This window comes from Flavivirga aquimarina, assembly GCF_030540835.1.
In the GTDB taxonomy this organism is placed as follows: domain Bacteria; phylum Bacteroidota; class Bacteroidia; order Flavobacteriales; family Flavobacteriaceae; genus Flavivirga; species Flavivirga aquimarina.
This window is the reverse complement of sequence record NZ_JAUOEK010000184.1, coordinates 318403-339354: the sequence shown is the minus strand read 5'-3', so window position 1 is coordinate 339354 and position 20952 is coordinate 318403. Positions and strand designations below refer to the sequence as shown.

Here is a 20952-nt window from a genome sequence, read left to right as displayed (position 1 = left end):
ACTTATTAGTTAGGGATAGATGGGTTTATAGGGTGCTTATAAATATACGTAAAAAGGTATTAAATAGATGAGGCAAGTGTTTATTTAACTGTTAATCTTTAAAAAGCAAATCAATTTCTTCATTTACTTTTAGGTTGAAACGTCTTCTAAATAAATAAACGCCCAAATATAAAAAAGGTGTATCTAAAATAGCAACAAAAACTTTAAATAAAAATCCGCTAATTAATAAGCCTTTAAAATTAGACCAATCAATAATACCAAACGAACACAATAAGGTTACAATTGTAAAAGTATCTACAAATTGCGAAAACCAGGTAGAAAAGTTATTTCGTAACCAAAGGTGTTTGCCTTTAGTGAGTCGTTTCCAGAAATGATAAATCTGAATATCTACAAACTGTGCAAATAAATATGTAAGCATACTTGCAAATACAGCAATAATAGAATTACCAAAAACTGTATTAAACATATTGTCTTTAACATAAGACCAACTTGTTGCTGGAACATTATCTGCAACCAAAATTATTAAAAGCGAAAAAAGCGAAGCGAAAATACCGGTAACAACAACATCGTTAGCACGTTTTTTACCATAAATTTCACTAATAAGATCAGTAATTAAAAAGGTAATAGGATAAGGTAATATACCAACAGAGATTTCAAAAAGTTTACTTCCAAAAACTTCTACATCAAACGGGTACCAATAAAAAAACTTCTGAAAAATGAGGTTAGACACCACTAATGATGTTATAAATAAAGCACCAAGAAGTATATAAATACGTTGGGCTGCAAGTTTGTCTTTTAATGTCATATGTATAATTGTGAATAAATACGTTTCGTAAATATAAAGGAAACCATTTAGTTTTTATTATTTTGCTTTTCCAATGATGCAAATGCAACCAACAACATTTTATATAGCCCTAGGAAGTAATAAAGGGGATAAACTCAAAAATCTTCAAAATGCTATTGATTTAATACATGTTAGAGCCGGTAATATAAGACTGATTTCTAAAGTTTATAAATCGCCTGCTTTAGGTTTTGAAAGTGAAGATTTTTTTAATGCCTGTTTGGTTTTAGAAAGTTATCTAGATCCACAAAAACTACTTCAGGTTTTATTAACAATTGAAACAGACTTGGGCCGCATTAGGACTACCTCAAAAACTTATGAAGCACGAACTATAGATTTAGATGTTGTTTTTGTTGAAGATCGTATTATTGAAACTAAAACATTACAGGTGCCACATCCAGAAATGGAGCAACGTAAGTTTGTATTGCAACCACTTAACGATATAGCATCTAAAATAAAGCACCCCAAGTTTAATAAAGAAGTTTTCGTTTTATTAGCAGAATGTGGAGACGATAGTGTTTTAGAACCCATTAATATTTGGCTGAAAAACCCGAGAAAAGCTTTTAATTTTTCAAAGTATAATTATATTGCTGTTGAGGGAAATATTGGTGCAGGAAAAACCAGTTTGGCAAATAAAATGGCATACGATTTTAATGCGAAACTTATTTTAGAGCGTTTTGCCGATAATCCGTTTTTACCAAAGTTTTATGCAGATGCATCTCGTTATGCTTTTCCTTTAGAAATGTCTTTTTTAGCAGATCGTTATCAACAAATCTCTGATGATTTAGCACAATTCGATTTATTTAAAGATTTTATTGTGAGTGATTATGATGTATTTAAATCACTTATTTTTTCGAAAATTACATTGCAGGAAGATGAGTTTAAGTTATATAGAAAGTTATTTTATCTAATGTATAAAGAGATTGCAAAACCCGATTTGTATGTGTATTTATATCAAAATATAGAACGATTACAAGAAAATATTAAAAAACGTGGTCGCGATTACGAGCAGAATATTAAAAACGATTATTTAGAAAAAATAAACACAGGATATATAGACTTTTTAAAATCACAATCCGATTTTAATGTAAAAATTGTTGACATATCTAATAAGGATTTTATTGAAAACAGGTTGGACTATTTGTGGATTCTGGACGAGATTTGTAAATAAAAGGATCCTAAATAGTAGATTGAGAGGATGGATTATATAGAAGTTATTGGTTTTGTAGCAGCAGTTTTAACGACAGCAGCCTTTTTACCTCAGGTTTATAAGACATGGCAAACGAAAGATGTTAGTGGCGTATCACTCACTATGTTTATAACCATGTTTACTGGTGTTATTTTATGGCTTGTTTACGGTTTATTTATTAATAGTTTACCAATGTTAGTAGCAAATACTATTTCGGCCATATTGATTTTTACGGTGATTGTTCTTAAAATAAAACATCATAAAAAGTAAAATCATATAAATTATAAGGGGTTTACTTTTTATTAAATTGATAATTTGACGATTATAAATAAGGTCGAATTTTTCTAATCTCCATATTAAACTTTTCATTTTAGTAAATCGCTAAAAATGCACCGTATTGAATTTTTTAGTGTGATAATGTGTCTTTTTCATTGTAATTTTAAGGAAGTCAAATTCAGTCAAAAATTATTATTATGAAAATAGGTATTCCTAAAGAAATTAAGAGTAATGAAAGTAGAGTAGGTATGACACCAGCAGGTGTTTTTGAGCTTACTAAAAACAATCACATAGTTTTTGTTCAAACCAATGCTGGTTTTGGAAGTGGTTTTTTTGATAAAGATTATGTAGCTGCTGGAGCCACTATTCTAAACACCATTGAAGAGGTGTATGCTTCAAGTGATATGATAGTAAAAGTTAAAGAACCTATTGAGCAAGAATATAAACTTATTAAGCCCGATCAAGTGGTGTTTACTTATTTTCATTTCGCATCTAGCGAAGCGCTTACTAACGCCATGATAAAAAGCAACGCTATTTGTATTGCCTATGAAACAGTAGAAGAGGAAGATGGGTCTTTACCATTGTTAATTCCTATGTCTGAAGTAGCAGGTAGAATGTCTATTCAACAAGGGGCCAAATACTTAGAGAAACCTATAAAAGGGAGAGGTGTATTACTAGGTGGTGTTCCTGGTGTACCGCCAGGTAAAGTTTTAGTTTTAGGCGCAGGTGTTGTTGGCATTCAAGCTGCTAAAATGGCTGCTGGACTAGGAGCTCATGTTACTATTATGGATATTAATATGAAGCAATTACGTTATGTAAATGATGTAATGCCAAATCATGTGGTAACCGAATTTTCAAGCGAATATAATATTAGAAAACGTATTAAAGAATCTGATTTAATTATTGGAGGTGTTTTAATAAAAGGAGCAAAAGCTCCGAAGCTAATCACTAAAGATATGCTAAAAATCATGCGCCCAGGAACTGTTATTGTAGATGTCGCAGTAGACCAAGGTGGGTGTTTTGAAACCACAAAAGCAACCACGCATGAAAATCCAACTTATATCATAGACGATGTGGTACACTATTGTGTAGCTAATATGCCGGGGGCAGTGCCTTATACTTCTACAGTTGCGTTAACCAATGTAACATTGCCTTATGTTCTTAAATTGGTTAATGAAGGCTGGGAAAAAGCTTGTGAAAATAATATACCGTTATCAAAAGGGTTAAATATTGTTAAAGGTAAAATCGTTTATAAAGAAATTGCAGAAGCTTTTAATTGGGAAACTGAAATGGTTTGAAACTGACATTATTGCATATCAAAATATTGGCGTTATTTTTGCTATATTTATTTAGAATTTAAAAAGGAAAACAATGTTAGGATATTATATATTAATAGGAGGTATTGCCTTGGTGAGTTGGTTAGTGAGCAGTACCTTAAAAAGAAAGTTTGAAAAATACTCGAAAGTACAGTTACGTAATGGTATGAGTGGTGCCGAGATTGCCGAAAAAATGTTGGCAGATCATGGTATTAGGGATGTTGAGGTTATCTCAACTCCGGGACGCTTAACCGATCATTACAATCCGAAAAATAAAACAGTTAATTTAAGCGAAGCAGTGTATAACCAACGTAATGCCGCTGCTGCTGCCGTTGCTGCACATGAATGTGGTCATGCAGTACAGCATGCGCAAGCTTACAGTTGGTTACAAATGCGTTCTACTTTAGTACCAGTAGTGAGTGTGTCTTCCGGGATGTCTCAATGGTTAATTATAGGAGGCTTAGTACTTGGTGGTGCCGCAGGTGTTGGTTTAGGTTGGTGGGCAGCCGCTGCAGGAGTAGTACTTATGGGGTTTGCAACATTATTTAGTTTCATAACCTTACCCGTAGAATACGATGCTAGTAACAGGGCTTTAGCTTGGTTGAAAAATAAAAACATGGTATCTCAAGAAGAATATGCTGGTTCTGAAGATGCGCTTAAATGGGCTGCCAGAACTTATCTAGTAGCAGCTATTGGAGCCTTGGCAACATTACTATATTGGGCACTTCAAGTATTTGGAGGACGAGATTGATAAAATAAAAATTATAAACACATAGGCTCTGAAATGTTTCAGAGCCTTTTGTTTCTTTATGCCTATAAAAATTAAAAATGAACAACCCTACATCATATTACAAGCAATATTTAGAAACATATAAATCTGAAGCTCAAAAATTATATAAAAAAATGACAGCTTTGAGTATGTTAAGACTGTCGGTGTTTTTAATAACTGGGTTTGGAATTTATCTTACGTTTCAATATTGGCAAATAGCTCTTACCATTGCCATTGTTGGTATAGTTGTGTTTGTTTATTTATTGTCAAAATACACCGATGTAAAATCGAAAAGAAATTTCAATAAAGCGTTAGCCGAAATAAATGAAGTAGAAATTAAAATAGCTTCTGGCGATTTTCATGAGAGAGATGAAGGATTACAGTTTCAAGACCCCAATCATTTTTATAGTTTAGATATTGATTTATTCGGACGCGGTTCTTTTTTCCAATATATAAATAGAACCACTATAAAAGAAGGTACTCAAAAGTTGGTAGATGCTTTAAAAGCAAATAATATTGATGCTATAAAAAGGCGTCAAGAAGCCATAAAAGAATTAAACTCTAAGCCACAATGGAGGCAGTATTATTCGGCAACATCTAGTCTGGTTGAAGTTGAAACACCTGCTAAAAGTATTATAAGTTGGTTACAAAGTTACCAAACCTTTTTGCCAAAAATGATGCGATGGCTGCCAATAACCTTTGCCATATCTTCAATTGTATTATTTAGTTTAGCAGTTTTAAATATTATAAATCCGGAACTTATTGGCTATTGGTTGTTTTTAGGACTTGGCATTACCGGTATGTATGTTAAAAAAATAAATGTTTTATCTTCAAATACAGATAGAGTTAAAGATACCTTTCGTCAATATGCACAGTTGCTAGATTTAATAGAAAATGAAACATTTACGTCTCAATTATTACAGCAAAAGCAACAGCAAATTCAATTAGATACAGAGAAAGCATCACATATTTTTAAAAAGCTTTCAAGGTCTTTAGATGCCTTAGACAACAGAAACAATATTATAGGAGCCATTTTTGGTAACGGGTTGTTTTTAACAGATATAAAAAACAGTTTTTACATTGAAAAATGGATTGAGCAGTATAATAATAAAGTTGCCGATTGGTTTGAAGTTGTATCGTTTTTTGATGCCTATAATTCATTGGGAAATTTTGCGTTTAATCACCCAGATTTTCTATTTCCAGAAATACAGGAAAAAGGAGCGGTTATTAATTCGGAAAGTTTAGGGCATCCCTTATTAGATAAAAATAAACGTGTAGATAGCGATTTAACTATAGAAACCGAACAGTTTTTTATTGTAACCGGAGCAAATATGGCAGGGAAAAGTACATTTTTACGTACGGTCTCTTTACACATCGTTATGGCTAATGTCGGACTTCCTATCTGTGCTAAAACAAGTAAATATTCACCAGTTAAATTAATTACCAGCATGCGAACAACAGATTCTTTAACAGATGATAGTTCGTATTTCTTTTCAGAATTAACCCGCTTAAAATATATTGTTGATGCGATTCAACATGAACCTTATTTTATTGTTTTAGATGAAATTTTAAAAGGGACAAATAGTACCGACAAGGCTATAGGTTCCAGAAAATTTGTTGAAAAACTGGTAGCATCAAATGCGACAGGGATTATTGCTACGCACGATTTAAGTTTATGCGAAATAGAGCAAGAGTTAGAGGATGTAAAAAACTACTATTTTGATGCCGAAATTATTAATGACGAACTTCACTTTGATTATAAATTAAAAGAAGGTATTTGCCAAAATATGAATGCTTCTTTTCTTTTAAAGAAGATGAATATTGTTTAATTATGATTGGTTCTCGATACATCCTGAAACAAGTTCAGGACACTCGAACTGACAATATAGTAAGCATTTTGCTTCTGAACACGCCTGTCACTTCGAGTGATTTTATGGAGCGAGCGGAATAAAATTGTATCGAGAAGTTAATTTTTAGATTATGAAAACATATTATGTTTACATTTTAAAATGTTCGGATGGTACTTATTATACAGGGTTTACTTCAAATCTTGAAAAACGATTTTTAGAACATCAAACAGGAAAGCATAAAGATAGTTATACTTATTCAAGAAGACCATTGGAGTTGGTTTTCCATGCAGAATTTACAGATCCTACTATTGCTATAAAGACTGAAAAGCAAATAAAAAAATGGTCTAAAGCAAAGAAAGAAGCTTTGATTAATAATGAATTTGAAAAGTTACCTAATCTTTCAAAGAAGAATTTTAGTTCCAAATAAGGATCACGCCTTTGGCGTGGTATTAGACCTGACATTATAGTTAACATTAAGATTTAGAGTTCTACTGTCACTTCGAGTGATTTTATGGAGCGAGCGAAATAAAATTGTATCGAGAAGTCATTTTAACCTATTCGTTTCACGATTTTAATTAATTTATACCAAAAATAATGCAAATGCCCCAGTATATTTATAAACTACATTTTAGGCGTTGGTAACTACAAAACCGGTTTTTGTACATAATTTTTGATAGTTGTCACTTTTCTGTTTACTTTTCATTACAATATGACTTTTGTAAAAAAACACAGCTCACAAATTTTGGTACATATCCTGTTTTGGATGTTATTTATATTTGTGTCCTTGTTTTTGTTTTCAGACTTTTATTGGAAAGAAAATCCCTTTCTTCAATACCTTACATTATTAGTTGTTATAGTATATGGAAACAATATATTACTACTACCTTTTTTTGTTAGAAAGAGAATGTACATCCTTTACACGTTTGTGTTTGCGGCTATTTCTTTTTTAGCAACACAGTTGTATTGTTATGCATTTGCCAATTGCGGATGTTCGATTTTTAAATGCTTAAGTGATTATTTATGGCAATCGTTAGTGCCTTTAATTTTCTTTTCTTTTATATGGATATTATATCGCTTTATAGATAAAGAAAATCAAGTTGAAGCCATTAAAAAACAACATGCAGACATGGAATTAAAGTTTTTAAAGTCGCAAATAAACCCACATGTATTATTTAATAATTTAAATACGATTTATTCGTATTCATTGGAAAAACCAAACGAGGTTCCGGAAATGATTTTAATGTTGTCCGATAACCTAAAACATGTACTATACGAAAGCAATTCTAAAACAATTTCTTTAGAAAAAGAGATCCGGTTTATAGACAATTATATGAAATTTCAAATGCTAAGAACAGAAGGAACCAAGCATGTAGATTATGTAAAAAACATAGATTCGTATAGCCACCAAATAGCACCATTGCTTTTAATAACCATTATAGAAAATGCATTTAAGCACAGTGTATTGAATAGCGATGTTTCTATTTTAATTAAAGTTAAAAATAGTATTTTAGAGTGTGTTTGTGAAAATGATTACGATAAAGAAAAAGTAAGCACAACCGATTTTAGAATTGGCTTGCAAAATCTTGAGAAGAGACTAGGGCTTATTTATAAAAACACTTATGAGCTTAAAATTGATAAAGGAGACACCTTTAAAGTGCATTTAAAACTTAATTTCTGATAGAATAATATTTCCTTGAGTGCTAACTAATTATGAAAGTCTCAATTTTAGTTAATACTAAGCATAGCAAAAGTACTCAACCAGACAAATTGATGTATAAATGATAAATTGTATTATTATAGAAGACGAAATTCCAGCTCAAAAAATCTTAAAGAGTTTTATAAGCAAAATACCAAGTCTTAATTTGGTCGAAACCTTTAAGGCCGCTATTGAAGCCAATGCGTTTTTAATTAATAACACTGCTGACGTTGTTTTTCTGGATATTAATTTACCAGATATGTCCGGATTAGATTTTATAAAGACCATTAAAAATCCACCGGCAATTATAATAACCACAGCATATCCGGAATATGCCGTAAGTAGCTTTGAGTTGGATACTATTGTAGACTATCTGGTAAAGCCTTTTTCTTTCGATCGTTTTTTAAAAGCTATTAATAAGGCAAGAGAAAGGATAGAAACACCTGAAAATACTTTAGAAGAAAACAATGAAGATGCTATTTTTTTAAATGTAGATAAAACGTTGCACAGACTTGTTTTGAGTTCTATTTTGTATATAGAATCAGATAGAAATTACATAACAATAGTAACCGACACTCAAAAATTATCCTATATAGATTCTTTAAAAAACTGGATCGAAAAACTTCCCGAAACTCAATTTGTCCAAGTTCATAAATCGTATATTATAAACAGTAAATTTGTAAATAAAATTTCTGGGAATACCATTTTTGTAAAAGCCAATAAAATCCCTATAGGCAGAACGTATAAACAGGAATTATTAAAAGTTTTGGGGGTATAAAATGTAATACCCCATTTCAAACGATTCTAGTACTTTTTACCAATATAAATTAGTAAGTTATACTATATTTACATTGAGTTGTATGCAAATTGAAAACCTAATTAAATCTACATGAAAAAAACGTTAAACGACCTTACAAAAGATGACTGGAATACATTATTCCCAGTTAAGTTGGTTGATCATAATCCCGAATGGAAAAGGATTTACGAAAAAGAAAAAGAACAGATACTAAAAAAAGTTGATTCCAAATCCATTTTAAGAATGGAACATTTTGGAAGTTCTTCAATTCCGTCTATCAAATCGAAGCCGTATATTGATATGATGATAGAAATTCCTAACGAATTACTTTTTGACGAGAATTTGATTTCAGAATTTGAGGATTTAGGATACTCACATTTCGTAGTTCCAGCCAGAGAAAATATTGAAGCTTATTCCTCTTTTGGAAAAGGATATAATCTTGACGGTAAAAAAGAACAGATTTTTCATATCCATATGTGTCCAAAGGAAAATGTCATGTGGGAACAGATAGGTTTTCGAGATTATTTAAATGCGAACGAAAAAAGAGCTAAAGAATATGAAAAACTTAAACTCGAGTTAGCATCTAAATACAAAAACGATAGAGGAGCCTATGTTCTTGGAAAAACAGAATTTGTTAAAGAAACATTAGGGTTATTAAAATAGAATAGTTTAATGCAACACCCATCTAAATTGCCAAATATAGGAACGACTATCTTCTCAATTATGAGTAAGTTGGCTAACGAGCATCATGCCATTAACTTATCACAGGGGTTTCCAGATTTTGATGGTGATCAAAAACTAATTGATTTAGTAAGTAAAGCCATGAACTCCGGGTATAATCAATACGCACCAATGGCAGGGAATTTGGAATTACGAGAAGCTATTGCTAAAAAAATAGCGTTAATGTATAATACGAGCTACCATGTAGATAATGAAATAACAATAACAGCTGGTGCTACTCAGGCTATTTTTACAATTATTACGACATTTATAAATCCAAATGATGAGGTCATTATTTTCCGGCCGGCTTACGATAGTTACGAACCAGCCATAACGCTTAATGGCGGAAAAACGATTTCAATTCAATTGGAAGCTCCTAATTTTAATGTCGATTGGAGCGAAGTTAAGTCGAAGGTAAATAGCCGAACTAAAATGATTATTGTTAACACACCTCATAACCCTTCTGGAACCGTATTTTCAAAAGAAGATATGTTGCAATTAGAAGAAATTACAAGAAATACCAACATTATTGTATTGAGTGATGAGGTTTACGAACATATGATTTTTGATGAAGAAAAACACCAGAGCGCATGTTTGTTTCCAGATTTAAAATCGCGAAGTTTTGTAGTCGCTTCCTTTTGTAAAACATTCCATAATACAGGCTGGCGAATAGGTTACTGTTGTGCACCAAAAGAACTCATGGAAGCCTTTATGAAAGTGCACCAATTTCATGTTTTTTGTATTCATCATCCAACACAAAAGGGCATTGCAGACTATATGCAAGAACCCGCTAATTATTTAGGCTTACCTGCTTTTTATCAACAGAAAAGAGACTTGTTTTTAGATCTTATAAAAGATTCCAGGTTTAAATTTACACCATCAAAAGGAACGTATTTTCAAGTGTTGGATTATTCAGAAATCACTCAAGAATACGATGTCGATTTTGCAAAACGATTAACAATAGATTCTGGTATTGCTTCCATACCACTATCCGTTTTTAATAGTGATAATTTAGATAATAACGTACTCCGGTTTTGTTTTGCAAAGACCGATGATACGTTAAGAAAAGCAGCAGAGATATTAAATAGTATTTAAACGATGAAAGACGATCTTAAAATAGCATTAATTCAATCTGATTTGGTTTGGGAAAACCCCAAACAGAACCTTGAGAATTTTTCTAAAAAAATAGAAAACATTTCAGAAGCAGTAGACTTGATTATACTTCCAGAAATGTTTACAACCGGTTTTACCATGCACGCAAAAGACGTTGCAGAAACCATGGAAGGTAATACGGTAGCATGGATGCAATTAATGGCTTCAAGTAAAAATGCCGCTATGGTTGGAAGTCTTGTTATTTTAGAAGAAAACAACTATTACAACCGATTGCTTTTCGTAGAACCATCGGGAGCTATTCAATATTACGATAAGCGACATACATTTACCTTAGTAGGAGAAGATAAAGTTTATACAGCAGGTGCCAAAAAGTTACTGGTTGATTATAAAGGCTGGAAAATTTATCCGTTAATCTGCTACGATTTGCGTTTTCCGGTTTGGGCACGAAATACAGAAGATTACGATGTTTTACTATATGTTGCCAACTGGCCTAAGCCAAGAGTGTCTGCCTGGGATGCCTTATTAAAAGCGCGTGCCATTGAAAATATGAGTTATTGTATTGGTGTAAATCGTGTAGGGATTGATGGCGTTAACAGTGAATACTCTGGACATTCGGCAGCATATGATGTTTTGGGAAATAGCATCACTTCTATTGAACCAGGTAAAGAGCAAACCCAAATAGTCACTTTAGAAAAAAGACATATTCAGGCTTATAGAAATAAGCTAAAGTTTTTAGACGATAGAGATATATTTACTTTGAAGTAAATTGAAGCCTCTCAAACTCACTCCAACCTGCTCTAATTTCTATTTCCTTAAAATGGCTAACACGTTCCGGTTGTCTTTTTTTAAGATAACTTCCAGGGTCATATTTTCCGTTACCATTAGTGTCGTGTATAACGCGAATGTAATAGGTGCTGGGGTTTAAATTAAAAAAATCTACAGGCTCGGAATCTTCAACAAATTGTTCAAATTGTACATCGCCTTTTTTGTCGGTTAATTGAATAATAATAGGATATTCAACATTTACGCATGTGAAACGAACATCACCATAATCAGATGCTTTTTTTGTACTAAAAGAATAATTTAAAGTATCGTTAGTATTATCGAAAAAATCTATAAAAGCTTCTGGAAGTATTTGCATTTTATAAGCATCATCTTCTTTCTTTTTAAAATTAAAGGCATACGTATTGGTAATGGTATCAAATTCTGTAGTAAAATCTATTTGAGTAGAATCTTTGTCCATCAATGTGATTTTAGAAGTATCTATGTTTACAAAAGGTGTATTACCTATAATTTTAACGGGCTCATCATAACGAATATTTCCAGATGGAGATACATCAATCCTTAAGGAGTCTCTTTTTTGCTCACTAATTCTTACTGTAAAGTCTTTTTCTAAAGTAGGATGCGTTACTTTAAAAAGAAGTGAGTCTATCTCAAGACGTGGTTTATACCAATAGTTAAGACTGTCTGTGGTTTTATCTTTAGTTATGCGGTATTCAAACTCAGGAGGTGTTTCAGAAAGGATATCAATAACCATATCTTTGTAATCACCTTCATATCCAAAAGCGATTTTTTCGCCAGATATTAGTCGCGGTCTGGTGGCATTAAAATCTAGTACTTCAGAAAATAATTTTAAAGTGAAAAGCGAATCTGTAGGCACTTCAATAAAGTCTTTATAAAATGCGATCTGATCTGTTTTTTGTTGAAACTTATTGTCGCCATTATTATCTTTTAAAGCCATAAGCATATACTTCCCGGCTTTAATGTTTTCAATAGAAAATGTAGTAAGACTATCTAGCGTGTTGGTAATATATCTAGGCGTTTCTTTATAAACAATGGAGTCGTTAAAAGTAGAATCGACTTCGAATAAAGCTACCGAAATAAACGTTTCCGGTTGCGTTTTTAAAGCATCTACAATATTACCTTTTACTTTAAGAGAATCTATATAATCGCCGGTAGAAAATACATACCTGTAGTACGGATATGGATTTCCTTCATTATTATCGGTAATACTATTCCCGAAGTTAAAGGCATAAGTGGTATTAGGTTGTAAAGTATCGTAAATTTTAATAGTAATATACTTGCTCGCACCACCTAATGGTGTAACATCCGGTTGTGTTTTCATAGGAGGCGAAATAATAAGCTGCTTTTGTAAGTCTTTTATTTTAACATATTCGTCAAAATAGACTTTTATTTCGTCGCCGCTGAAATTAGTTGAATAATTCTCCGGAATAGATTTAATAATAACCGGAGGATCTTCATCCTTTGGACCTCCTTCTGGCCTACCTCTGTTAGCACAATTAATAAAAAGGGCGCTCAGGAAGACAATTAAAATAAAATTTGAAAGGGTTTTATTCATGTGATGGTCTTTTATTGTTTTTTAATTGTCACATGTAACATATTTATACTCATTTTATATATTTAAAGGTTTAGAGTTGGATGTTTCATTACCAATTTAAAATTTTGCACAAACCTACATAATTTTAGAGATATAACGGTTAATAGATTAAGCTATTGCCATGGTAGCGATACTTATTTTTATATTTTTTGCCCGATTCAATGTTGTTATACAAGCCTCTAAAGTAGCGCCAGTCGTAATAATATCGTCTACTAACAAAATGTGTTTGTTTTCTATAGATTCAGAATTAACAAGCGTAAATAATTCATTGCTGTTATTCCAACGAGCCAATCGTTTTTTATCAACTTGCGATTTAGAAGAAGTTACTTTTAAAAGAGTATTGTCTTTATAAGCTACTTTTAAAGCTTTTGCAATTTGCTGACCAAATTTCGCTACTTGATTATACCCTCTCTTTTTTAGTTTCTTTTTATGCAGCGGTACGGGAATCACCACATCAATGGTTTTATAGGAATCTATATTTTTTAGTTCGCCTCCTAACCAATTTCCGAGAAAAATACCAATGTTTTCATAACCTTTATATTTTAATCCGTGAATAAGTTGTTGAACAATTCCCTTTTTTTCAAACCGAAAAAGAGCCGTACCATTTTTAACTTTGGCACGCCCGTAAAGCACTTTAGGAACTGTGTCGTCGTTATTAAAATGGAAGTTAGTAACGGGTAGATTATGTCGGCAATCGGTGCAGATAGTTTCTTCGTTATCGCTCAATATGTTTTGGCATACGTGGCATACTTTTGGGAAGAATAAGTTTATTAGTGGTTTGAACATTTATTAAAAAGAACATGTTCTGTAAACTTAATAAAAAAAATAACAACTAAAAATCTTTGGTCTGGACGGATATCTTACCGCGCCAGTAATCTTAAATATACTGGTTACTTGAATAGCGTTAACTAATAATATATCCCAATTTAATATAGATTTAAATCATAATAATTTCTGTAATAAAATAATTACATTTATATTAGGGGAGTTTATAAAGTTTAAGTATTAATCGATTTGAATCGAAATTTTAGTATCTAAACTTGCTTTATGATTCAATTATGAATAATATCACCCCATTATTAAAAGATAATAGAAAGTTCAGTTCCTATTATTTTTATAACAATTTTTTATTAAGAATAGCCATATTTTTAAAGGAAAATAGAGGTGCTAATACAAAAATTGAGCTGATAATTTCTCATGATGCAGGAAATGATTTAATATTACAAAGAAATTATATAGACTCCTTGACATTACCTTTGATTGCATGCCTCGGTGAGCAATTAAAAAAATATTATAATTCATTAGTAAAATTTAATTTTATTAATTCACCGAGTAACTTAGACGTTCTTGCATTTCTTGAACGTTCTGATTTCATAAATTTAATTAATGAGAAATCATATCTGAATCCAAATGGAGAAGGTATTTTTATATTTGATAAAAGGTATTTTGGGGGTTATAAAAAAAAACCCATCCGCCCAGAACATAAAATCAGAAAGTATTCTTTGACTCATAATCTTTCAGAAAAGTTAGAACTTATACTTACCGATGAAGAAAAACGTGATTACCTAGTCCAACATTTTGCATATCAAGCCAAGGATCATTTTCATGAACTTCTTGAGACAACCAAAAATATAGGAAACAAGTCAATTTTATATATTGAGATTCTTGCTGAATTAATTACTAATGGGGTTTTACATTCTAAATCAAATCTATATGCACTAATGTTCTCAAATATTTATTCTACTAAATTTTCTATTGCTGATTGCGGAATTGGTTTTTATAACTCTTTAGCTGAAAAAGAAAATTCTTTTTTATATAATAAGTTTGAAATAATAAATGCATTAAAAGACAGCTTCAATTTTAATTTCAATATCTCAGATAAACTAAAAGAATCATTATTAGCTATTTTTGAGGCATTATATTTTTCATTGTTAAAAGAAAGATATGGACTTTTTGATTTGATTTTAAATGTAATTATTGAATCTAATGGTGTTGTCAGAATACATAATATGAATTCTCAAGTAATAATTTCTCATAGATTTATAAACCAATTAGAAAAATTATATATACTTCGTGCGGAAATAATTAATAAATATAGTGAAGACCTTTATGATTTAGAAGATGATAAATCAAATAAATTAGATTTAGTTAAATTAAGAGATAAGTGTAAGTTAGAATTTATAAAGTTTGGAGAAAAATTACTTTATCAATATTCGCATGATATTAAGTTTTCTTCTGTAAGATTCTATAAAGTCACTTTTAAAGGAGTGCATATTGAACTAGAAATCCCAAACAGTTAATTTTATGTTGATATCTAGAATTTTATTTAACAATCAAATTTACTTTACTATTCATGCTGAACAATCTGTTTCTTGGGCCCTAATCAATGAGCCTGGAACAGGAGTATTTGAAGAGACATTGTTCAAAGATACATTAGAAAGGATATTAAGCGAAGGGGATTTAAATAAAGATTTTGATACCATCTTAGATTTTGACAATATTTTAATTTGTCAAAATAATTTATACGAGTTAATTAAAGAAATCAAAAATAATTCAAAATCATTGACTTTATTGAATGTTAATGTAAGTACCATTAAAAAATTGAATCTCTCGATATTCAATAACACAAATAATACTAGAATTGATAGAATCTATACATCTTTCTTTGTCTCAGAAGAAAACAAAATTGAATATGAGATAATTTCAGATATTTTCAAGAATGAATTTATTGAGTATTTAAAACTGAACTCTAAGAATTCAACGAAAGAAAATAGTTTAATTTTTCATCATTCCTCTTCTATTTATCTAAATAAATATATTGATGTCAAGTCAATGATTACTAACAAAAAAGAGTTTTTTCTTCTTGCTTTATATCATTTAGCTCTTAAAACAAAAAAACATTGGAAGAATTTAATAAATAGTCCTAACAGACCCATATTGGTATGCCAAAATTTAAATAGTGCATATATTACATCGATAATGTCAAGCTATTTGGGATTTGATATTTTGATTTTAGACAAGATTGGACCAATAAATGAGCTATATAGCAATCTAGATAATAAAATTGAAGAAGGACAAAATTATCTAGTAGTTTCTGATGTTGTTTGTTTAGGTACCGAGATAAAAATTACCAAAAACCTCATTAACTATTTAGGAGGCAATTATATAGGAAATATTTCTGTAGTTAGAATACAGACTGCACATCCTACCTCTAAAGTTTATGATGACGTTGAATCAGTGTTTGAAATAACAAAAGAAGATAATCCAATAAACTATCAAATTATTACGAGTTTAGATGACAAATTTTTAAACGAAAAAAACAATGAATAAAGTAATAATCCATATATCTGATTTGCATATTTTTCTTTACGAAAATATTGATGGTGAGAAAAGTGATTTACAGTTTTGGATTTCAACTAATTCCAATGATGATTTCATTTCCTCTTATATCAAAAAAATTAATTCAGCAATTAATAATGAATATCCAAACCATGAATTTTATTTGATTATTACTGGGGATTTAGTAAACGAATCAGATGAATTGGAATATACTATAGCAGAAAATTTTTTAAAAGGATTGATGGATTCATTAAAAATTCCAATTGAAAATGCCATCTATGTTGTTGGAGACCATGATATAAATAGAATACATGCTAATCTAGCAGCTAAAAGAGAGAGAGAGAATAAGAAAAAATCATTTGAATTGAATGAAAAGTATAAATTTTATAAAAAATTTTATAATTCTTTTTTTGGGAGGGCTTTTAATCCTAAAAAATTAATTACCGATATTCTGGCATTTGACAAACAAAAATTAGTAATTATAGCAATTAATTCAAATTCAAGAATTGGAGCCAAGGGAGGCAAAGGTTTTATTCCTATAGTTCCATTAGAAAAAGAAATTAAGACTCTTAATAATAAATATAAAGATTATTCAAAGATAGCAGCATTTCATCATAATCTATTTTCTGAATATGAAGATAAAGAAATTGGTCAATGGGATAATAAAGAAAATAGAATAGACTTAATAAACCTTTTTGCAGAATATAATTTTAAGCTATTACTTTTTGGAAATGAACATACTAGGTGTTCAGGTAATAGTCTAAATACATATTATTCAGAAGCTGGATCATTAACTTCTAAAAAGCCTAAAGGAACATTTAAAGCTTATGAAATCGTAGAAAAAAAAGAACAATTATACTTTAAAAATACCATCTTTGAAAATTTAGACAATAATAGTATCAATCAAACTAAAGGAGGAGTTTGGGCTCCTGTTAATCCTAAAATCTACGAAAGAGAAGAAGAGATATTTCCCATATTTAAAATTCAAACAGAAGACATTATTGATCAAGAATTAGTTCCAAAAGGCGTTACAAGTACAGAAGATATTGAATCCTCAGTAGAAGAAATAAACACTAGTTTCGTTAATAAAACAGAATCCTTTTATAGTAAGTCACTTATAAAAATTGTACAGAATAAAAATCTTTATCATTCAGGTCATTTTCATTGGAGTGAAACATCTAGAGCCCATAATTGGATTGATATTTCAAAACTACTAGGAGATAAAGAAGATCTATTGCTTTGCAAGGAATCTATAACCGACATTATTGACAAAAAAAAGTTAAATAATAGAATAGATGTTATTATTGGTTTAGGACTTGAAGGAAATATTATTTCTACCCGCGCTTCAGTCAAATATAAAAAACCTTATACATTTTTACCATATTCCTATAGGTATAATGAACATAATTACTATGAAAAAAAATTAAATCTACCAAAAACTGATAACTATAATTCTGTATTAATTATTACAGATGTAGTTCATGATGGAAGAACTATACGGGAACTAATCAATTTTAGAGAAAAAGATTTTTTTAATAATGTAAAATCAATTATTGTTATTTCTTTATTTTATACAGGTAGTAAAAATTCTTTGAATAATTCTATATTAAATTCTGACTCCAAGTTAGATAATAATTTAAATGTTGATTATATTGAAGATAGATTGGAATATTATACAGTTTCGGAATTAAAAGTTGAACCATGCCCTTATAAAAAAATTACCTATCGTGAAGATTGCCCTATTATCAAATATAAATTAGGAACAATTAATTGTTTTTATGACGAATCTAAATTTCTGAATTAAATAAAAATTAATTTAAGATCTCTACTAGACCACAAACTTATTGATATCTAATTTTAAATTGATATCACTATCAATAGCTAAAAAAGCGTTTAAATATTATTTTTTTAGTAAACACCCTCCTCAGTTTCAAGCACTTTTTTATTTTTGCACCTATGGCAAATCAAGACGATCAATTTAAGAAGGTTATTTCGCATGCGAAGGAGTATGGATATGTATTTCAAAGCAGTGAAATTTATGATGGATTAAGTGCAGTTTACGACTACGCGCAAAATGGCGCTGAGTTAAAGAAAAACATACGTGATTACTGGTGGAAAGCGATGGTGCAAATGCATGAAAATATTGTAGGCATAGATGCTGCTATTTTTATGCACCCAACCACATGGAAAGCGTCTGGCCATGTGGATGCATTCAATGATCCGTTAATTGATAATAAAGATTCTAAAAAAAGATACCGTGCCGATGTTTTAATCGAGGACTATTGTGCTAAAATTGAAACTAAAATTGATAAAGAAGTAGCCAAGGCGGCCAAACGTTTTGGAGATGCTTTTAACAAAGAAGAATTTTTGTCTACAAACGGACGTGTTTTAGGCTATCAGGAAAAAATAAACACGACGCTTTCTCGAATGGCAAAATCTTTGGAAAATGAAGATTTGGCCGATGTAAAAGCCCTTATCGAAGAACTTGAAATTGCAGATCCGCTAACTGGAAGTAAAAACTGGACAGATGTTAAACAGTTTAACCTGATGTTTGGTACCAAACTAGGTGCCTCTGCAGACTCTGCGATGGATTTATATTTGCGTCCAGAAACAGCACAAGGGATTTTTGTAAACTTTCTGAATGTTCAAAAAACAGGACGTATGAAGATTCCGTTTGGAATTGCACAAACAGGAAAAGCTTTTAGAAATGAGATTGTAGCAAGACAGTTTATTTTTAGAATGCGTGAGTTTGAACAAATGGAAATGCAGTTCTTTATAAAACCAGGTACACAACAAAAATGGTATGAGCACTGGAAGGAAACCCGATTAAAATGGCACTTGTCATTAGGCATGGGAGAAGAGAACTACCGTTTTCACGACCATGAGAAATTAGCACATTATGCAGATGCTGCTGCCGATATTGAATTTAAATTCCCATTCGGTTTTAAAGAATTAGAAGGTATTCATTCACGTACCGACTTCGATTTAAAGGCTCATGAAGAATATTCAGGAAAGAAATTACAATATTTTGATCACGAAGATAACGCAAGTTATACACCATATGTTTTAGAAACATCTATAGGTTTAGACCGTATGTTTTTAGCTGTGTTTTCTAATTCATTGCAAGAAGAAGCCTTAGAAAATGGAACAACACGTACAGTTTTAAAATTGCCAAGTGTATTAGCACCAGTAAAAGCAGCTATTTTACCATTGGTTAAAAAAGACGGTTTACCAGATGTTGCTCGTAAGATTGTAGAGGATTTAAAATGGGATTTCAATGTAATTTATGATGAAAAAGATGCCGTTGGAAGACGTTATAGAAGGCAGGATGCCAATGGAACACCATTCTGTATCACCGTAGATCACGATACTTTAGAAGACAACATGGTTACCATTCGTCATAGAGATACCATGGAACAACAACGTGTTAAAATTGAAGATTTAAGAGAGATCATTAAACAAGAAGTTGATGTGCGTTCTTGGTTAATGAAGATGTAATTCGCTTAAAGTGAATTACTATGCTGAACTTGTTTCAGCATCTCATATAAGACTATAGATGCTTTTTATTTAGATTACTATCAAACTACTTCGTTTCTTTTATAACATAGAGGTAAACAGGAAAGTGATCGCTAAAACCGTTTGTAAAATGTCCGTTGGAAAAACTTCTAAAAGGGTATCCTTTATATGTGCCTGTTTTATTTATTAAATAGTTTTCATTAAAGATACCAGCTTTATAAAACCTAAAGGAAGTATAATTTTTTTCAAGTAAAGGTTTAGTCATTATAATTTGGTCGAAGAGACTCCAGGCATCTCGGTAGGCTGTAGTGCCTAATCCATTTTTATAAAAATATTCAAAAGGATTATAAAGACCTTTTAAACCCACTTTTTTCTTGTCTTTTTCAGCTTTTAAAGTAGTTTTGATACTTGCATTGGTAGGATCGTCATTTAAATCGCCCATACTAAAAATTTTGGCATAGGGATTTATAACTTGAAGTGAATCGATTAAATACTTATTCAATTTAGCAGCAGCTACGCGCTTAGACCTACTTCTAGCTTCACCACCACGTCGAGATGGCCAATGGTTAACAATAATATGAATCATTTCCCCTTCCAAATGACCACTTACCAATAATTGGTCTCTGGTGTAAATACGTTTTCTGTTGGCATCATCATAAATTTTAAGTTCGTGTTTACTAGTATATATTGGGGCAAAGACCTTTTTCTGATATAATAAACCAACATCGATACCTCGTGCATCTGGAGAATCAAAATGAACAATGCCATAATTTTTATCTCTTAGCAAAGAATCGTTAACGAGGTCTTCCAATACCTCTCGATTTTCAATTTCAGATACTCCAATAATGGCAGGTGTATTATGGGTAACTTTATATCCAATGTTAGCAATTACCCGAGCCATATTTTGAATCTTCTTTTTATAGATTTCTGCACGGTTTGTTTTTAATTCCATAATAGGGCTAAACTCATCAAACTTATCAGGATCATTAATCGTATCAAAAAGGTTTTCTAAGTTATAAAAAGCAATGGTGTGGATTTTGAATTTTCTTTTCTGTGCATTCAAATTAAATATCAAAACAGACATAAAAAGAAAGAGTAAAAAAGTGAGTTTTTTCATGTAATATCTAATAAAG

Annotated in this window: 19 protein-coding genes; 15 read left to right on the top strand and 4 right to left on the bottom strand. The window is 30.9% G+C overall.

Annotated features, from left to right (window positions below; all coding sequences use genetic code 11):
- Positions 1 to 91: 91 nt before the first annotated feature.
- Positions 92 to 805: a queuosine precursor transporter gene (locus Q4Q35_RS21510; protein ID WP_303280127.1), complete on the bottom strand. Its 714-nt coding sequence runs from the start codon at positions 803 to 805 to the stop codon at positions 92 to 94.
- A gap of 82 nt (positions 806 to 887) precedes the next feature.
- Here Q4Q35_RS21510 and folK point away from each other — a divergent pair, with 82 nt between their 5' ends.
- The 11 genes from folK (at position 888) to Q4Q35_RS21455 (ending at position 11331) form a co-directional block, all read left to right on the top strand.
- On the top strand, positions 888 to 2012 hold the full coding sequence (folK, locus tag Q4Q35_RS21505; protein ID WP_303280126.1) for a 2-amino-4-hydroxy-6-hydroxymethyldihydropteridine diphosphokinase: 1125 nt from the start codon (positions 888 to 890) through the stop codon (positions 2010 to 2012).
- Positions 2013 to 2039: 27 nt separating this feature from the next.
- Entirely contained in the window at positions 2040 to 2300 is a 261-nt protein-coding gene (locus Q4Q35_RS21500) for a SemiSWEET family sugar transporter (protein WP_303280125.1), read from the top strand.
- A gap of 203 nt (positions 2301 to 2503) precedes the next feature.
- Positions 2504 to 3604, top strand: a complete 1101-nt coding sequence (gene ald, locus Q4Q35_RS21495) for an alanine dehydrogenase (RefSeq protein WP_303280124.1) — start codon at positions 2504 to 2506, stop codon at positions 3602 to 3604.
- A gap of 73 nt (positions 3605 to 3677) precedes the next feature.
- Positions 3678 to 4373, top strand: coding sequence for a zinc metallopeptidase (locus Q4Q35_RS21490; protein WP_303280122.1), 696 nt, complete (start codon positions 3678 to 3680; stop codon positions 4371 to 4373).
- A 77-nt stretch (positions 4374 to 4450) separates the two neighbouring features.
- Positions 4451 to 6220 (top strand): MutS-related protein, encoded by a 1770-nt coding sequence (locus tag Q4Q35_RS21485; protein WP_303280121.1) that lies wholly within the window; start codon positions 4451 to 4453, stop codon positions 6218 to 6220.
- Between the two features lie 151 nt (positions 6221 to 6371).
- A complete protein-coding gene (locus Q4Q35_RS21480) occupies positions 6372 to 6668 on the top strand; it encodes a GIY-YIG nuclease family protein (RefSeq protein ID WP_303280120.1) in 297 nt (98 codons plus the stop codon).
- Between the two features lie 282 nt (positions 6669 to 6950).
- Positions 6951 to 7919, top strand: a complete 969-nt coding sequence (locus Q4Q35_RS21475; RefSeq protein WP_303280119.1) for a sensor histidine kinase — start codon at positions 6951 to 6953, stop codon at positions 7917 to 7919.
- 100 nt (positions 7920 to 8019) lie between these two features.
- Positions 8020 to 8715 carry a LytR/AlgR family response regulator transcription factor gene (locus Q4Q35_RS21470; RefSeq protein ID WP_367892768.1) on the top strand — a complete coding sequence of 232 codons (696 nt, stop codon included), beginning with the start codon at positions 8020 to 8022 and terminating at the stop codon, positions 8713 to 8715.
- Positions 8716 to 8826: 111 nt separating this feature from the next.
- Positions 8827 to 9396 carry a GrpB family protein gene (locus Q4Q35_RS21465; RefSeq protein ID WP_303280118.1) on the top strand — a complete coding sequence of 190 codons (570 nt, stop codon included), beginning with the start codon at positions 8827 to 8829 and terminating at the stop codon, positions 9394 to 9396.
- A 9-nt stretch (positions 9397 to 9405) separates the two neighbouring features.
- A complete protein-coding gene (locus Q4Q35_RS21460; RefSeq protein ID WP_303280117.1) occupies positions 9406 to 10548 on the top strand; it encodes a methionine aminotransferase in 1143 nt (380 codons plus the stop codon).
- A 3-nt stretch (positions 10549 to 10551) separates the two neighbouring features.
- Positions 10552 to 11331, top strand: coding sequence for an amidohydrolase (locus Q4Q35_RS21455; RefSeq protein WP_303280116.1), 780 nt, complete (start codon positions 10552 to 10554; stop codon positions 11329 to 11331).
- On the opposite strand, the gene Q4Q35_RS21450 is transcribed toward Q4Q35_RS21455, so the two are convergent.
- Both Q4Q35_RS21450 and Q4Q35_RS21445 read right to left on the bottom strand, forming a co-directional pair.
- Positions 11318 to 12925, bottom strand: a complete 1608-nt coding sequence (locus Q4Q35_RS21450) for an Ig-like domain-containing protein (protein WP_303280115.1) — start codon at positions 12923 to 12925, stop codon at positions 11318 to 11320. The genes Q4Q35_RS21455 and Q4Q35_RS21450 overlap by 14 nt on opposite strands.
- Positions 12926 to 13072: 147 nt before the next feature.
- Entirely contained in the window at positions 13073 to 13750 is a 678-nt protein-coding gene (locus Q4Q35_RS21445) for a ComF family protein (RefSeq protein ID WP_303280114.1), read from the bottom strand.
- A 272-nt stretch (positions 13751 to 14022) separates the two neighbouring features.
- On the opposite strand from Q4Q35_RS21445, the gene Q4Q35_RS21440 reads away from it, so the two are divergent.
- From Q4Q35_RS21440 to Q4Q35_RS21425, 4 genes are all read left to right on the top strand, one after another.
- Positions 14023 to 15264 carry a hypothetical protein gene (locus Q4Q35_RS21440; RefSeq protein WP_303280113.1) on the top strand — a complete coding sequence of 414 codons (1242 nt, stop codon included), beginning with the start codon at positions 14023 to 14025 and terminating at the stop codon, positions 15262 to 15264.
- Positions 15265 to 15268: 4 nt separating this feature from the next.
- Positions 15269 to 16294: a hypothetical protein gene (locus Q4Q35_RS21435; protein WP_303280112.1), complete on the top strand. Its 1026-nt coding sequence runs from the start codon at positions 15269 to 15271 to the stop codon at positions 16292 to 16294.
- A complete protein-coding gene (locus Q4Q35_RS21430) occupies positions 16287 to 18107 on the top strand; it encodes a hypothetical protein (protein ID WP_303280111.1) in 1821 nt (606 codons plus the stop codon). The genes Q4Q35_RS21435 and Q4Q35_RS21430 overlap by 8 nt, the downstream gene beginning before the upstream one ends.
- A gap of 152 nt (positions 18108 to 18259) precedes the next feature.
- The gene (locus Q4Q35_RS21425; RefSeq protein ID WP_303280110.1) at positions 18260 to 19801 is read left to right on the top strand and encodes a glycine--tRNA ligase; all 1542 of its coding nucleotides are present in this window, start codon (positions 18260 to 18262) and stop codon (positions 19799 to 19801) included.
- A gap of 85 nt (positions 19802 to 19886) precedes the next feature.
- Here Q4Q35_RS21425 and Q4Q35_RS21420 read toward each other — a convergent pair whose 3' ends face one another.
- The gene (locus Q4Q35_RS21420) at positions 19887 to 20936 is read right to left on the bottom strand and encodes an endonuclease/exonuclease/phosphatase family protein (protein WP_303280109.1); all 1050 of its coding nucleotides are present in this window, start codon (positions 20934 to 20936) and stop codon (positions 19887 to 19889) included.
- Positions 20937 to 20952 lie beyond the last annotated feature (16 nt).

Coding starts and splice junctions, on each gene's coding strand:
- Q4Q35_RS21510 (WP_303280127.1), bottom strand. CDS start 805: ATGACATTAAAAGACAAACTTGCAGCCCAACGTATTTATATACTTCTT.
- folK (WP_303280126.1), top strand. CDS start 888: ATGCAACCAACAACATTTTATATAGCCCTAGGAAGTAATAAAGGGGAT.
- Q4Q35_RS21500 (WP_303280125.1), top strand. CDS start 2,040: ATGGATTATATAGAAGTTATTGGTTTTGTAGCAGCAGTTTTAACGACA.
- ald (WP_303280124.1), top strand. CDS start 2,504: ATGAAAATAGGTATTCCTAAAGAAATTAAGAGTAATGAAAGTAGAGTA.
- Q4Q35_RS21490 (WP_303280122.1), top strand. CDS start 3,678: ATGTTAGGATATTATATATTAATAGGAGGTATTGCCTTGGTGAGTTGG.
- Q4Q35_RS21485 (WP_303280121.1), top strand. CDS start 4,451: ATGAACAACCCTACATCATATTACAAGCAATATTTAGAAACATATAAA.
- Q4Q35_RS21480 (WP_303280120.1), top strand. CDS start 6,372: ATGAAAACATATTATGTTTACATTTTAAAATGTTCGGATGGTACTTAT.
- Q4Q35_RS21475 (WP_303280119.1), top strand. CDS start 6,951: ATGACTTTTGTAAAAAAACACAGCTCACAAATTTTGGTACATATCCTG.
- Q4Q35_RS21470 (WP_367892768.1), top strand. CDS start 8,020: ATGATAAATTGTATTATTATAGAAGACGAAATTCCAGCTCAAAAAATC.
- Q4Q35_RS21465 (WP_303280118.1), top strand. CDS start 8,827: ATGAAAAAAACGTTAAACGACCTTACAAAAGATGACTGGAATACATTA.
- Q4Q35_RS21460 (WP_303280117.1), top strand. CDS start 9,406: ATGCAACACCCATCTAAATTGCCAAATATAGGAACGACTATCTTCTCA.
- Q4Q35_RS21455 (WP_303280116.1), top strand. CDS start 10,552: ATGAAAGACGATCTTAAAATAGCATTAATTCAATCTGATTTGGTTTGG.
- Q4Q35_RS21450 (WP_303280115.1), bottom strand. CDS start 12,925: ATGAATAAAACCCTTTCAAATTTTATTTTAATTGTCTTCCTGAGCGCC.
- Q4Q35_RS21445 (WP_303280114.1), bottom strand. CDS start 13,750: ATGTTCAAACCACTAATAAACTTATTCTTCCCAAAAGTATGCCACGTA.
- Q4Q35_RS21440 (WP_303280113.1), top strand. CDS start 14,023: ATGAATAATATCACCCCATTATTAAAAGATAATAGAAAGTTCAGTTCC.
- Q4Q35_RS21435 (WP_303280112.1), top strand. CDS start 15,269: ATGTTGATATCTAGAATTTTATTTAACAATCAAATTTACTTTACTATT.
- Q4Q35_RS21430 (WP_303280111.1), top strand. CDS start 16,287: ATGAATAAAGTAATAATCCATATATCTGATTTGCATATTTTTCTTTAC.
- Q4Q35_RS21425 (WP_303280110.1), top strand. CDS start 18,260: ATGGCAAATCAAGACGATCAATTTAAGAAGGTTATTTCGCATGCGAAG.
- Q4Q35_RS21420 (WP_303280109.1), bottom strand. CDS start 20,936: ATGAAAAAACTCACTTTTTTACTCTTTCTTTTTATGTCTGTTTTGATA.